Here is a 15,147-nt window from a genome sequence, read left to right on the forward strand (position 1 = left end):
CGCATTTGTGTTTCTAACAGGGTCAAAACTAGGACATTCATGATATAATCACAATCTATTAATTCTATTATGAAATAGTTTAAATCTATTGGCATGTATATTTGGCGATAGCTTCGTTTTATATGCAGTGAACGTCCACACATAGTAACCCAATAGGGAGAAGATTGTTCATCCAATACCGCTTATGAACTACAAATCGATACATTTGTACAGCTTTTATTTTTCGTTTAGGTGTGAAAAAAGGACAACAACATATCCCGGTTCACCAGCTGGCACTGGATTACGCAAGCGGCATTGCGGTTGGGAAAAGTACGCCTACCCAGGCGCTACAGGAGGATCATTCGATGCAATCGCACCGGCACGATTTTCACATTTTTTTATTGGTGGTAGCGGGTTCGGTGGAAATGGAATTGGATTTTGAAACGTATAAATTGAAGCCACCATACTTGCTTTACATTCATCCTTCGCAAGTGCACCGCGTGGCAAAGGTGAAGCAGGCCACCTTGTACTTGATGGCGATGGATACGGCACATCTTCAACCGGCGTATTTACAATTACTCGAACAATCGGTGATGCCGGCAAAGCCTTTAGTCTTATCTAAAACAGGTATACAGCCATATATCCAAGCCATGGAAATGTGCTTAACTGTTTATAATTCACCACCGAAGAAACTACACGACGCTATCTTACAAAACTATTGCAATGCTTTCGCCGGTATGGTTATTTCCGCTTACATGGAAACAAATGCAGCCAAGAGCAATGCTACCCGCTTCGATGTGATTACGATGGATTTCAAATGGCAATTAGAACAACATTTCACTACATTGAAACGCCCAGCCGATTATGCCGATTTACTCAATATTTCTTCGGCCTACTTGAATGAATGTGTAAAGCAAGCCACCGGCAACCCCGTTTCTTGGCATATACAGCAACGCGTGGTATTGGAAGCAAAGCGCTTGCTGTACCATACTACCCGCTCTGTGAAGGAAATAGCCGGTGAATTGGGGTTTGAAGATTATGCTTACTTCTCCCGTACATTCTCGAAATTAACCGGGGTAACCGCCCTAAGTTTCAGGAAGAAAAACCACGATTAGTCCAATTTCTACCATCCATTCTCCATTCCCAATCCGCGCAAACGGACCGTACTTTGCATGATCAAAATAGGAATACATCATGCCCAAAATTGCAAAATGGTTAGGCGATACCATTGAAACCCTCATGAGCTCCAAGTTCCCGCTCATGCAGGTATTGGAAACGACCTTCATTACCCCTACCATCAAAAAAATACGCTTACAAGGTGCTACCGGGGACATGAATTTTCAACCCGGGTACGCCGTCATTATCCGCGTATCGAGTACTGAATACCGGAACTACACCGCCTCGTTTAGTGAAAGTAAAGATGGTATTATTGACATCATCGCGCATATCCATGGCGATTATCCCGGCAGTAACTTTATGGCACAATTACAAGTGAACGACGAGATACGGATTTCCATGCCCCGGGGAAAAACAGTGTACAACCCCCATGTATCCAAACAATTTCTTTTTGGCGATGAAACCAGCTTGGGATTAGCCGCTTCTCTTCAGCCCTTATTCAAAAAACATCACCATCAATACCAATTCTATTTCGAATTAGACCCTGGCAATATGGCCGCTCCCCGCTTGGCCGGTTTGGATCACTACACCGTATTCTCCAAATCCCAATTGTTCCATGATGAACAATGGGTGGCTACCCTTCCTATTTTCCAAGAAACGAACTGGGAAGATTATAATTTCATTATGGCCGGCAACGCCAAATCCATCCAAACACTTCGGAAAGTACTGCGACAAAACAAAGCCAGGGGTAGCTTTTTAGCCCAAGCTTATTGGGCAGCGGGCAAGGTGGGATTGTAAAATTCAATCAAATCATTGCAGAATCGCAATATTGAACCGCAAAGACAAAAAGTTTGACTTTTTAAGAACAATCATTTTCCTTTTTATCATCTTCTTTTGCAAAAACATTACAAGGTTGATTGGTGTTAATTTGAAAACAATTCTACACTATAACATTTTTCAAAAAGAACTTATATGATAGCAACAAAAGGTTACGCTGCTTTAAGCGTAGGTGCAAAGTTAACAGCATGGGATTTTGATCGTAGAGATGTGGGCCCGAACGACGTGCAATTTGATATTCTTTACTGTGGCGTTTGCCATTCTGATTTGCACCAAATTAAAAATGATTGGTTTGAAGGTATTTTCCCCATGGTGCCGGGCCACGAAATAGTAGGCCGCGTTGCACGCGTTGGCGAAAATGTAAAGAAATTTAAAGTAGGCGACTTAGTTGGAACAGGCTGCATGGTAGATTCTTGCGGTAAATGCGAAAGCTGTAAACACGACGAAGAACAATATTGCGAAAACGGCAATATTCAAACGTACAACAATGTAAATCACTATACAGATGGCATGCCTACGTACGGTGGTTACTCTAAAACCATTGTTGTAAAAGAAGAATTCGTTTTACGCTTGCCGGAAAACCTCGAATTACCAGGCGTGGCACCTTTGTTATGTGCCGGTATTACTACGTATTCTCCATTGAAACATTGGGGCGTAGGTAAAGGTCATAAATTAGCGGTATTGGGCTTAGGCGGATTAGGTCACATGGCTGTTAAATTCGGTGCAGCCTTTGGTGCTGAAGTGACAGTATTGAGTACTTCTGAAAACAAACGTGAAGACGCGAAAAAATTAGGTGCGCATAACTTCATCGTTACCACAGATCCTGAACAATTCAAAGCGGCCGCTGCCTCTTTTGATTTTATCCTGGATACCGTGAGCGCTAACCACGACATTCCAGCTTACATGGGATTGTTGAAAACGAACGGTGTGCATATTTGCGTGGGTGCCCCTTCTCAACCTACCCCTATTCCAGCATTTGCATTGATTCCTAATCGTAAAAGCTTAGCTGGTTCAATGATTGGTGGTATCTTGGAAACACAAGAGATGTTAGACTTCTGTGGTCAGCACAATATCGTTTCCGATGTGGAAGTAATTGACATGTCGTACATCGACAAAGCATACGAACGCATGGAAAAGAACGATGTAAAATATCGTTTCGTGATTGATATGGCTACCTTGTAATACGTTTTTAATCACATTTTTTCTATAAGGGTTGATAGGTATTTAAGCTACCTATTAACCCTTTCTTTATCAACAATTCCTTATGAGCACCATCGACTCTTATATGGCCCCTGTTCCATTAGACAAAGCCTCCCGCTTAATTAACCACGGCCCAACCGTATTGGTGAGTGCCCGGCATAGAGGCATACAAAACGTAATGGCGGCTGCATGGGCTTGTGCCTTGGATTATTTACCACCGAAACTTACCGTTGTAATTGATAGCAATACAGCTACCCGTGCATTGGTAGAAGGAAGCGGGCAATTTGTAGTGCAAGTTCCCACTGTAGCACAACTCCAATTAACGTACGATGTAGGCACCCGTAGTTTACATACCGATGTGGAGAAATTGGCGCATTGCAAGGTGGAATTGTTTGATATAGATAAATTTGATGTGCCTTTCGTTAGTGGTTGCTCTGCATGGTTGGCTTGTAAAGTAATACCCGAACCACATCATCAACAGCAATACGATCTATTTGTTGCCGAAGTAATAGGCGCTTGGGCCGACACCCGCGTATTTAGTAACGGGCGTTGGCATTATGAAACCGCCGATCCATCATTCCGTAGCTTACATTATATCGCCGGGGGCCATTTTTATGCAATTGGAAATGCCCTAGATGTAGACATGACAAAGTAATGTCGCAAACACCCCTTTTAAGTGCATTTTTATATAAAAGCCTTTACCGAGCCTTTGACTTCCCTTTAACGACCCTTTGAAAAGCCTTTAAAAAGCCTTTGACGACCCTTTAAAAGACTTTAACCTGCCTTTGAAAGACTTTGACTTGCCTTTGAAAGACTTGGAGGATACTGCTGGAAAGCTACAAGATATATCCCCTATATATGGGGAATATATCTCCACATAGCACAGACATGGTTTTAACATTAAAAGAACATTAAACTACCATTAGGAGAAACTATTTCATAAGGGTTTCAGCGTTTCTGCCCGCTATAACCCTTACTGATACTACATCTATATTTTGCACTGCAATCCTACTACAAATGAAGTAACCAATTGCCTTCATTACTGTTTGGAACAACCGTACTAAACAGCACAATAAAGGGCAATAGAGCCGCAAATTTAGCCTCAACTAAGATATCTAACCATAACCTCCATAAGAAAAATCAATACGAATTTGAAGCTAAAACAGCCCTTAAATCGCTGCGATTTTTAGACAAAGCAGCATCATTTACCTAATCCATTCAAAATCAATCCTTACAGAATATTTCTTATCCTACTGACATAAGGCTGTCACACCGTCCTGTTACTTTTGAATTACAATTTAAATACAAGCACATGAAAACTCCGCTTTTACAATTAATACCGCAAAACAGGCAGGAATGGCGTACATGGTTAGAGAAAAACCATGATAGTGGGCAAATAGTGCAGGTAGTACTCCTGAAAAAGCACGCCCAAGTAGCAGGCATTTCCTATACCGATGCAGTAGCCGAAGCGCTGTGCTTTGGTTGGATCGACAGTACCGCGCGTACTTATGATACCGACCGGTTTATTCAAACCTTCGGCGCAAGGAAAGCTAAAAGTCCATGGTCGGGTATCAACAAAAAGAAATCCCAAGAACTCATCGATGCCCAGCTAATGACAGCCCCCGGTTTTGCCAGCATTGCAGCAGCAAAAGCCAACGGCTACTGGAACATACTCGACGATGTTGAGAAGTTACTTATCCCTGCCGACTTACAAGCCGCCTTCAAAAAATCTCCAAAAGCCGCCGATTTCTATGAGCAACTTTCCAATGCTGAAAAGAGAATGATTTTATATTGGTTAATAACGGCGCAAAGAGAAACAACCCGCAGTAAACGAATTGCTGATTTAGTGACTGGAGCAGCCAAAGGACTAAAACCCGCTATCCTCCCCCAAAAATAAAGCGCCTGCACGTTTCCATGCAGACGCTACTGTTACATCGCAACCTTTCTACAAGCTTGCGCAATACGTGGCAACGCTATCACGGCCATCGCAATGACAAGCCAGTGGGCAGTTACTACAACTTGCCACAAACCTATCACACACCGGCGGAAGCGAAGAATTACCTCCAGCAACGTGGAGCATTTGGGTTCTGCTGAGCATTTTTCCTAGCATAGTGCATTGTTTTTGGGGTAAAAAAGCATGGTTCAACACAATGCACAACAGTGCAGGTGAAAGCCATAAAATACATGTGTAATCAATGATTACAGGTACGAGCAAAAGAACCTGTTTCCAGAAGTTTGCGTGCAAGTGCAATCTTGTGGGCATTGTAAGTAACAATCCGTAACCGGTTTATCGCACCTGGCTTCATTCATAAATTGGCCACCAACAATTTGGCGCATTTGGTTCCTGTTGAGATGTTTTCCTAACATAGTGTTTTGATTTTGGAGTGAAAAAAAGCGTGGTTAATTACCTGTTTTAATTAATAAAGTACCTCTTTACTTGTTCTGCAAACAGGCACCTTATTAAATGCATCTACAAGATGCCTGAACAGAACCAGTTGCCCCAATGTGCATAATCGCAGGAGCATTCTGATGGGCATTCTAAAGCACAGTCTGTAACACGCCTGTTACAAACAGCAGCATGTTGTGCTTGGCCTCCGGCTACGCGGAGCATTTGGGTTCTGCTGAGATTTTTTCCTAGCATAGTGTATTGATTTTGGAGTGAAAAAGAATGCCATACGCTATACTTTTGAGAGTATGCGATAACATGTGAATAACCATTTGATTAATCCTAGTAAGTAAGGATAGCGGTGCTATTACCGGCGTTACTTAAACATCGTACGCACAGAAATAATGGCCCCAGCTTGCATAATGGCAAACGCATTCAACCGGGCATTCTAAAGTGCCACAATCAGAAACACGCTTATTGCATTTAGCAGCGGTGGTAGAAGCTCCTCCCGACATGTGCAGCAGTTGGTTCCTGCTGAGATGTTTTCCTAGCATAGTGTATTGATTTTGGGGTGAAAAAAGCAGGGTCCTTTGCTTTGAATGGGGCATTCAAGCATGCATGATAGCACCATGTACAACTCGGCAATAAATATTATTTATTGCGCATGGGCATATTAGCTATCAAGCTATATCTTATGGAATTTCACAAGCATATCGCTCCCTGGCAATGGGTTCGCAAATACATTCCGTAGGGCATTGCGAGCAACGTTGCACAAGCATTCCACAAGCAAAAGTGTAAGAAGAAATACCGCCTGCTAAACGGCGCATTTGGGCTCTGTTAAGCTGATTTCCTAGCATGGGTTTATGTTTTTGGGGTAATCAAACGTATAAGCGTATAGGCACTTGCTTCTCTGCAAGTAAGTACTTTTACAGCTTCTAATTTGCACGGGGGAATAGTAGTCCGAGCATGGTAGTTTCCTTAATTATTTTTCTCTGTTTGGGTGTGCGCAATTGGGAGGTTGCGCGGGGTTGAACGAATGTTTTAATTGCCTGTTATTGTAATTCAAAAATAATTGTGGTACCTGCAATTTGCATGCAGTGGTGAAATTTATTTGCTGTCAACTTCTTTATGCCAACCTTACATCCTTACCTACCGCTTCTCCTTTCATTACCTGGTTTACATTCTGCATGGTTACTGAGGCTATTTGGGAAAGTGCTTCTTGGGTAAAGAAGGCTTGGTGACCGGTTAACAGTACATTCGGGAAACTCATCAACCGTTGAATCATATCATCGGCAATAATATTGCCCGACAAGTCTTTGAAGAAAAGCTTCTCTTCTTGCTCATATACATCTATCCCCAAATACGCTACCTGCCCCGTTTTTAAAGCATCAATTACATCGGCCGTATGTAGCAAGGCACCACGACTGGTGTTAATAATCGTCACCCCTTTCTTCATTTGGTCGATGGCTGCTTTGTTAACGAGGTATTTATTTTCCGGTGTTAGTGGGCAGTGAAGCGAAATAATATCGGCAGATTGGAAGAGTGTATCGAGCGTAACATATTGCACCCCTATTTGGGCCAAGGCTTCATCGGGATACATATCATAGGCCATTACTGTACAACCAAAACCCAGCATAATCTTACAAAAAGCGCGGCCAATTTTACCTGTACCTACAACGCCCACTGTTTTTCCATGTAAATTGAATCCAAGTAACCCATTCAGCGAGAAGTTCTGCTCACGTACACGGTTATACGCTTTGTGGGTTTTACGGTTCAGTGTTAGCAACATGGCTACGGCATGTTCCGCTACTGCTTCCGGCGAATAAGCAGGCACGCGCACAACTACAATGCCGTGTTGCTTCGCAGCATCGAGGTTTACATTGTTGAAGCCTGCACAACGAAGGGCAATAATTTTAACCCCTTTTTCCGCCAACGTGGCCACTACTTCACCCGTTAATCGATCATTCACAAACACACATACCGCTGCAGTACCAGGTTCTACAGCATTCACAATATGTGGACCTAAGTGTGTTTCCAAGTATTCTAATTCAAACCCGTATTTTTCATTCTCTGCATTGAAAAACACCTTATCGTATTGCTTAGCGGAAAAAAATACCATCTTCATACGATGAATATACAAAAAGGAACGTAATTGGCTACCCTTCCTGTACGAAAGTTATTTGCGTAATACCACTGGGAAAGGTAGACTGGTTTGTTATACGCCAAGTAGAAAAAAGTGCTGGATCGTCTCCTAATTGGCCACCCGTTCCACTCATAACAGGCACATAATTTAATACCATGGTGTTAACTAGCTGATGTTGTAGAAAAGTGTTGTAAATACTTGTACCTCCACCAATCAATACTGTATCATATTGCTGTTGTTGAATGTATGCCATGGCGACCGCTTCGTTTGCCATTACTTTATAAGCTGTAGATGCGTTTTCATTGCTTGATATAATAATAATTTCTACCCCCTTAAACATCTCCAGCATAGCAGGGAATTGCGCAATCATTTCATACGTTTTCCTACCAATTATCATACACCCGGCAGCAACAGCCCGTTGGATAAAGTCGCCTGGCATTTCATTAGGTACTTGGTGTAAAGGGTTTTCGGCCAGTAACACTTTGCCATTTAAAGAGATCGAAGCAAACAAGGTAATGTTCATATATGTATGTGTTTTCCCAAAAGTAGACTGCTTTGCCGGAACGATTGTTATCCCTTACCTTTAGGATACTTACTATTGTATGCTATGGCTAAACTAGAAAAATGTACAACGCCGAACCGCGAGAACACGCTAGCCTTGCGGGATGCCATTGAATTGCTTAGCGGTAAATGGAAAGTTTGCATCTTGCATAACTTGGCCAATGGCGCTTTGCGCTTTTCTGATTTAAAAGAAGAAGTGGTGGGCATTACCCCGAAAGTATTGTCGAAGGAGCTGTTAGTACTCGAGCAACATAAGTTAATTACCCGCACCGTTCATGCTACCAAACCCATTACGGTTTCGTATGCTCTTACCGAGCATGCACATAATGTACAGCCCGTTATCCAAGCACTTGCCACCTTTGGTATACAACACCGTGCCATCATCAAGGGTCAATAAAAAAGGTCGACGAACAAATCCGCCGACCCCTTTGATATTAAATTGGTTACTGGTTAATTCGAGATAATCATAAATTCGGTTCTACGGTTCGCTTGGTGATCGGCTTCAGAGCATTTCACCCCGTTCGCACATTTGTTCACTAATTTCGTTTCACCGTACCCTTTTGCACGTAAACGCTTCGCCGGGATACCTTGTTTAATCAAGTAAGCCACGGTAGCATTTGCACGGCGTTGCGACAAGGCCATGTTAAAGGCATCGGCCGCGCGGCTATCGGTATGCGATCCTAATTCGATCACCCAAGTTGGGTTCTCTTCTAAAATCGCTATTAGTTTATCCAGTTCTTTGGCTGCATCCGGGCGAATATCTGCCTTACCCAAATCGAAATAGATGTTCTCGATTTTGATAGGCTTACCTATTACCGTTTTTTCCAGTTCAAGATCTTGTTTGATGGTGGTAGTTTCCTTTAAGCCGTTTGTAGAAATGTTAACGGCTGGAATATTGGTATAGCCTTTCAGCGATACTTTAACAGCGTAATCGGTTACACTATCCAACGGAATGTGGTACTCGCCTTTTTCATTGGTTAGGGTATCGATGATAATACCCGTTGTCATGTTTTTCAACTTGATAGTGGCATTCACCAATGGCTTCCGTGTTTTATTGTCGAATACTGTACCTACTAAGTCGAATACAATCACCGGTGGTGGTGGTGGTTCAACGGCTAAGAAGCGGTAAATATCATCGCTACCGGCGCCGCCTTTACGGTTAGAGGATAAATACAACACGTTATCAAACCTCGCCGGTGCGAAATCGTCGTGCGCAGTATTTACAGGTGTACCTAGGTTTTGAATCTTCCAATCACCCTTCTTATCTTTTACGGCTGCGTAAATATCTAGTCCGCCCAAACCAGGGTGGCCATCACTCGCAAAGTAGAACTTACCTTTCTCATCAAAGTACGGCGTACGCTCGTTCCCTTCAGTATTGATACTTGGGCCAAGGTTCACCGGGGTACCCCAGCTACCGGTTCCTTTTACGCTATAATAAATGTCTGTTCCACCTTTGGCATCCGGACCTTGGGCGCTGATAAAATATAAAGTATCGCCTGTTGGGTTAATCCATGGATCGCCGGCAGAAAATGCTAGCATTTTATTGAAAGGCAAAATTTTCACTTTCTCCTTACCACCAGTTCCGTCGATTTCTTTTACGCCAATATTCATGGTGTACACGGAATCTTTGCCTACCACGCTACTTGGTTTACGGATAAAGCGGGTAATAGAGAGGTACATTTTATTGAGGCTATCGGTATAGCTGGCGCTGGCACTGTGGTAATCGCCATTTACATAGCGACGTTCTAAGAGCTTCGTTGTTTTCGGGTCTTTCCCATCGCTTTCGTATAAGTGTAAGTAAGCATCGCCTGTCCATGTATACAAGCGTTTCTTGATGGTAGTTTGTTCAAAGAAACCCGTTTTGCGTACACTATCATATGGCCGGTCGGATGCGAAAATGAACTTCCCTTTATACATCGCGAGGCTCCAATCTGAATACTTAGAGTTTAATGCAGCCATGTTTTCCATGTCGCCTTCGCGTGGATGGTCGATCCAATGCTGGGCAGAATCGCAACCTAGTAACATGTTCTTTGCACGTTGATCGGTAGGAACGGCGGCAATGTAGTTGCGCAAATGTTCTGCGGCGGCGCTGTATTGACTGTTATTCATAAGGATACCTGCGTAATGGAGTTCATCGGCAGGCGTATATCCTTTTACTTTCCAGAGTTTTTGGTACCAGAACTCGGCATTGATATAATCTTTCGTAAGGCGGTAACTATCGGCAGCTCCCCTAGCAGCGGCCGGAGTTTCCTTCTTATCGAACGCTTTACCGTAGAGCGATTTAGCTTTCGAGAAATTATATAGGTTATAAGCTTTATGGGCTTCAGTTATTACATATTGGGCACTTACGGGTTTATGCAAAAGCAACGTTCCCGCAATGGCCATGATGATGGGTGATAAACGTACACGCATTACTAGCACTGTGTTAAAGATGAAACATTAGAAGTAGCGAGGTGATAACATCCTAGCTTTCGGGCGTTTGAAAAAGTAGCTGAGCGAAATCTCGTGCGTTGGGTAGCTCGATGCCGCTGTACTATTCAGCGTTTGATCGTACGCATAACCGATGCGGATTTTTTCGTTCACGAAATACTCTGCCATGATGGCTACTGCCGCCGGTTTTTTCAAGCCCTCGTTGATGTTCGATTTATGGAGTACGGTTGTACGGTACGAACCACCGAGCCATATTTTTTCATTCACCAAGAAAAACGCATTCAAGTCAATACTAGTAGGACCGGCACGGTCTTCCTTAATCAACATCGAAGGTTTTAACGTAATACTTTCCGACAAAGGCAATAAGCCCCCTATTGTGAAGTACAAGTGCGGCTTCATCGGTAAATATTCTTTTAATGCTTTGTTCTCTTGAAACGTATGTGTTAGCAAGTTCGTAGCCGATATACCTGTGTAGAACCTTGCCGTGTTATAGTAGATACCGAAACGCGCATCGGGGATGGTGCTATTGCGGTTACCATTTAAAATAACGGGATCGATACCTGAAGAAGTTTCCAACGCATTAATATCCATACGTTGTTGAATGAAACCGCCACTTAACCCGAATGATAACCGGGATGTTCCTTCCTCGTTCATGGGTATACGGTATGAATAGGTAGCATAAGCCGAGGTGTTATTCGAAGCTCCGATTTGGTCGTTCATCACGATCAAACCTAAACCTACCCTACCCTCATTTGCACTACCATCTACCGCTACCGAGAATGTTTTCGGTGCACCGGGATAGTTCGTCCATTGGTTACGATAGAAAGCATTAATGTTCCATTCTTCACGGTAGCCAGCGTAAGCTGGGTTTACATAAAGACCATTGAACATGTATTGGCTGAACTGTGCATCTTGTTGTGCGGAAACAACTGTTCCGCACAAGATCAAGAAGCATAATATGGAGAATACTTTTTTCATGATTCAATTAATTCAACATGTTGAAAAGCTATTAGCGCATTAACTGCAACCAACCTTTATAAGTTTTAGGACCGTTTTGTGTAGGCGTAACTAACTCGTAGAAGTAAGTACCCTCGTTGAGTTGTGAGCCATCCCAATTATTCAAATAATCATTAGAACGGAACACCACGTTACCCCAACGGTTCCAGATAATTAGCTTACTACCTGGGAACTTCTCTAAGCCAAGGATCACGAACTTATCGTTCTGCCCATCGCCATTCGGTGTAATAAGTGTTGGAATGAATACACCAGGTTTATTCGGCATTTCCGGAACAGCAGCGGTTGACGTGTTGTTCGTAATGTCGGGATCATTATCAGCACCAGATACAGTGGCCGTATTCTTCACAGCACCACCACCTGTTACTTTCGCTGTGATCGTAAGCTTCACTACTTGACCGCCGGTTAATTGACCCACCGTCCAAGTGATTTTACGTGTATTCATATCCAACTTCGCCTTACCGTTAAAGGTTTGTAACTGGGTGAAGTTGTCGCCGATGTTGCTTTCCAAGATATCTTCTACCACAACATTTGTAGCCGTTTTCGCGCTCTTATTTGTTACTGTAATGTCGAATGTTACATTCTTACCTACCATTACATCTGAAGGCGCTGTAATTAACACTTTAGCGATGGCTAAGTCGATCAAGCGTTTCGTTACATCAATGCTAACTGTGGCCATATTTGATTTATTACCCAAGTTATCTTCCAACTGGTAGGTAAATATATCTGTGCCTTCGAAGCCTTCGTTTGGCGTGTAAGTAACGGTACCATCGTTATTGTTTCTCACCGTACCGTTTTGCGGGTTCGATGTTAATACCACTTTGTTCCCCGTATTACCGTAGGTATCGTTCTTGACAACATTCACCGTTACCGGTGTTGGTTCTTCTGTTTTACCGAAGTCGTTTTCAGCTACAAGGGTAATTACAGCTGGGTTGATGGTGCTAGTATTATTAGCCGGTACTAAATCGGTTTCGTTACCGCGGATGGTAGCTGTGTTATCGTATGCACCACCGCCTTTAATGTTGGCCGTGATAGTTAAGGTAGCAGTAGCACCGTTGGTCATGTTGCCGATTGTCCATGTACCTGTTGTAGCATTATAGGTACCTGTTGAAGGGTTAGCGGATTTGAATACATAACCAGCTTTCAACAAGTCGGTTGCTATTACATTGGTAGCATCACTAGGACCATTGTTCTTCGCTACAAGGGTGAACGTAATATCGTCGCCCACGTGCGGGTTAACAGCTGTAGTAGATTTGGTAATTTGAAGATCGGCGTTTGCCACTGGAATAGTAGAGGCTGAAGCACTGTTATTGCTAGCATCGAGATCTTTTTCATTACCTGTTACGGTAGCTGTATTGGTGAACTGGCCGGTAGCTAAGATAGTAGCCTTGATGGTTACAGTTGCCGTAGCACCATTGGCTAATGCACCAATTTGCCATGTACCTGTGGTGGCATTATAAGTACCTGTAGAAGCAGTGGCACTTACATACGCATAACCAGTAGGTAATACATCGTTCATGGTTACACCTGTTGCATGACTAGGACCATCATTCTTAACAGTGATGGTGAAGTTCACATCCTTACCAACATAAGGCGCAACATCGTCCACCACTTTAGCAATGCTAAGGTCGGTTACTGGCACAGGCACCGGTGTAGTAATTGTGCTTGTATTATTACCGGTATTGGTTTCTTTTTCGTTGGAAGTGATGCTGGCTGTGTTACCATAATTACCGCCGGCATTTACGCGGGCTGTAATTGTTAAGGTAGCATTTGTGCCGGCATGTAGGGTTCCAATAGTCCATGTACCCGTAGCGGCATTGTAAGTACCTGCTGAAGCAGTGGCGCTTACGAATGTGTACCCGGTTTGGAGCATATCCGTTGCTACTACATTAGTAGCTGTTGAAGGACCGTTATTGGTTGCCGTTAATGTAAACACCACTTGGCTGCCTACATCCGGCGTGCTGTTGTTGATTGATTTAGCGATGCTAATATCTGCAACAGTTACCGGCGTTGGTGTAACACTAGCCGTGTTATTTGTTAAGATGGTTTCTTTCTCAGCCGCGCCGATTGTTGCCGTGTTCGTGTAAGTACCCGTTGGGCGAACAGTAGCCACCACCGTTAATGTAGTACTTGCACCTGGCGCCATCGTACCAATATTCCAAACCCCGTTCGTGTAAGAACCTGTAGCAGCATTCGCGCTTACCAAGGTGTAACCACTTGGGAGGAGATTGTTCACTACAGTATTCGTAGCCGTACTAGGACCATTATTCGTAGCCGTAATCGTGAACGTTACGTTTGTAGCAACATCCGGTGTACTATTATTTACGCCGATGGTTACCGCTACATCTAAGTAAGGAACACGGGTAACGGTTACTGCACTTGTGTTGTTCGTAGTAACTGGGTCGTGTTCTGTACCAGCAATAGTCGCTGTATTTACATAAGTACCTGTAGCATTTACAATCGCTTTGATCGTAATCGATGCCGTGGCATCTTTCGCTAAAGTGCCAATCGACCATACACCTGTTGTTGCGTTGTAGTTGCTAGATGTGCTGCTTACAAAAGTGAAGCCACTTGGCAATACATCATTTACTACAACATTTGTAGCCGTGCTTACACCTTTGTTGCTGGCAGTTAGGGTGAAGTTCACTTCGCTGCCTGCGTCGGCCGTGGTGTGATCTACTGTTTTAACAATCGCTAAATCTGTGATCGCACGTACTATTGGTGTAGTAATCGTAGATACGTCATCTGTACCTTGGGTATCTTTCTCGTTTCCACTTACCGATGCACTGTTGCTGTAATCGCCTGTTGGGTTTACAACCGCCGTGATCGTTAATGTATTTGTAATGTTGATGTGCTGTGTTCCAATGTTCCAAATACCTGTTGCAGCATCGTATGTACCGGCTGTTACCGTACTTGATTTATACGTGTAACCGGATTTCAATTGCTCTGTTACCTTCACACCTGTCGCCGTACTTGGACCAGCATTTGTTACGTTCACAGTGAACACTACTTCCGAACCTGCATCCGGTGTAGCATTGTCTAATGTTTTCACGATCGACAATTCTGCTACTGGTACAGGAACAGGGGTTACGCTGGAGGTATTATTACTTGTTACGATTTCTTTCTCTGTTGCACTGATCGTAGCTGTGTTCGTGTAAGAACCCGTTGCGTTTACAGTAGCAACAATCATTAATGTTTCTTCTGCATCTTTCACTAAAGTACCGATCGTCCATACTCCAGCAGTGTATGTACCTGCTGTTGGCGTTGCGCTTACTAAGGTATAACCTGTTGGTAAGGCATCATTCACTACTGTGTTCGTTGCATCACTTGGACCGGCATTGGTAGCCTTAATCGTAAAGGTTACGTTCTTGCCTACATCCGGTGTACTGTTATTCACCGTTTTCAACACTGCCACATCTACTAATGGAACGCGGGTTACTGTGACTGAACTTGTATTGTTCGTAGTTACTGGGTCGTGTTC

13 protein-coding genes are annotated in these 15,147 nt (G+C 43.4%); 7 read left to right on the forward strand and 6 right to left on the reverse strand.

The features are described from left to right. Nucleotides 1-233: 233 nt before the first annotated feature. From LX64_RS06465 to LX64_RS25755, 6 genes are all read left to right on the forward strand, one after another. Entirely contained in the window at nt 234-1,094 is an 861-nt protein-coding gene (locus tag LX64_RS06465) for an AraC family transcriptional regulator (protein ID WP_211324748.1), read from the forward strand. A 79-nt stretch (nt 1,095-1,173) separates the two neighbouring features. Further along, entirely contained in the window at nt 1,174-1,893 is a 720-nt protein-coding gene (locus LX64_RS06470; protein ID WP_111596793.1) for an FAD-binding oxidoreductase, read from the forward strand. A 174-nt stretch (nt 1,894-2,067) separates the two neighbouring features. After that, entirely contained in the window at nt 2,068-3,114 is a 1,047-nt protein-coding gene (locus tag LX64_RS06475; RefSeq protein ID WP_111596794.1) for an NAD(P)-dependent alcohol dehydrogenase, read from the forward strand. A gap of 82 nt (nt 3,115-3,196) precedes the next feature. Further along, entirely contained in the window at nt 3,197-3,787 is a 591-nt protein-coding gene (locus LX64_RS06480) for a flavin reductase family protein (protein WP_211324749.1), read from the forward strand. Nucleotides 3,788-4,444: 657 nt separating this feature from the next. After that, nucleotides 4,445-5,029 carry a YdeI/OmpD-associated family protein gene (locus tag LX64_RS06485; RefSeq protein ID WP_111596795.1) on the forward strand — a complete coding sequence of 195 codons (585 nt, stop codon included), beginning with the start codon at nt 4,445-4,447 and terminating at the stop codon, nt 5,027-5,029. Nucleotides 5,030-5,046: 17 nt separating this feature from the next. Then, complete coding sequence (locus LX64_RS25755) at nt 5,047-5,226, forward strand: hypothetical protein (RefSeq protein ID WP_148707214.1); 180 nt, start codon at nt 5,047-5,049, stop codon at nt 5,224-5,226. Between the two features lie 376 nt (nt 5,227-5,602). On the opposite strand, the gene LX64_RS25965 is transcribed toward LX64_RS25755, so the two are convergent. The 3 genes from LX64_RS25965 to LX64_RS06495 form a co-directional block, all read right to left on the reverse strand. Continuing rightward, entirely contained in the window at nt 5,603-5,773 is a 171-nt protein-coding gene (locus LX64_RS25965; RefSeq protein WP_158538549.1) for a hypothetical protein, read from the reverse strand. 871 nt (nt 5,774-6,644) lie between these two features. Beyond that, complete coding sequence (locus LX64_RS06490) at nt 6,645-7,643, reverse strand: 2-hydroxyacid dehydrogenase (protein WP_111596796.1); 999 nt, start codon at nt 7,641-7,643, stop codon at nt 6,645-6,647. Nucleotides 7,644-7,674: 31 nt separating this feature from the next. Next, nucleotides 7,675-8,184, reverse strand: a complete 510-nt coding sequence (locus tag LX64_RS06495) for a dihydrofolate reductase family protein (protein WP_111596797.1) — start codon at nt 8,182-8,184, stop codon at nt 7,675-7,677. 84 nt (nt 8,185-8,268) lie between these two features. Here LX64_RS06495 and LX64_RS06500 point away from each other — a divergent pair, with 84 nt between their 5' ends. Continuing rightward, the gene (locus LX64_RS06500; protein WP_111596798.1) at nt 8,269-8,619 is read left to right on the forward strand and encodes a winged helix-turn-helix transcriptional regulator; all 351 of its coding nucleotides are present in this window, start codon (nt 8,269-8,271) and stop codon (nt 8,617-8,619) included. A gap of 53 nt (nt 8,620-8,672) precedes the next feature. Here the strand turns inward: LX64_RS06500 and LX64_RS06505 are convergent, their stop codons facing one another. The 3 genes from LX64_RS06505 to LX64_RS06515 all read right to left on the reverse strand — a co-directional run. Further along, complete coding sequence (locus LX64_RS06505; RefSeq protein ID WP_111596799.1) at nt 8,673-10,634, reverse strand: OmpA family protein; 1,962 nt, start codon at nt 10,632-10,634, stop codon at nt 8,673-8,675. Between the two features lie 27 nt (nt 10,635-10,661). Beyond that, nucleotides 10,662-11,630 carry a PorP/SprF family type IX secretion system membrane protein gene (locus LX64_RS06510; protein ID WP_111596800.1) on the reverse strand — a complete coding sequence of 323 codons (969 nt, stop codon included), beginning with the start codon at nt 11,628-11,630 and terminating at the stop codon, nt 10,662-10,664. A gap of 31 nt (nt 11,631-11,661) precedes the next feature. Continuing rightward, nucleotides 11,662-15,147 (reverse strand): T9SS type B sorting domain-containing protein (locus LX64_RS06515; protein ID WP_158538550.1); only part of this gene is annotated, 3,486 nt, incomplete at its 5' end.

Origin of the sequence: Chitinophaga skermanii (genome assembly GCF_003259335.1) — a bacterium.
GTDB classification, from domain to species: domain Bacteria; phylum Bacteroidota; class Bacteroidia; order Chitinophagales; family Chitinophagaceae; genus Chitinophaga; species Chitinophaga skermanii.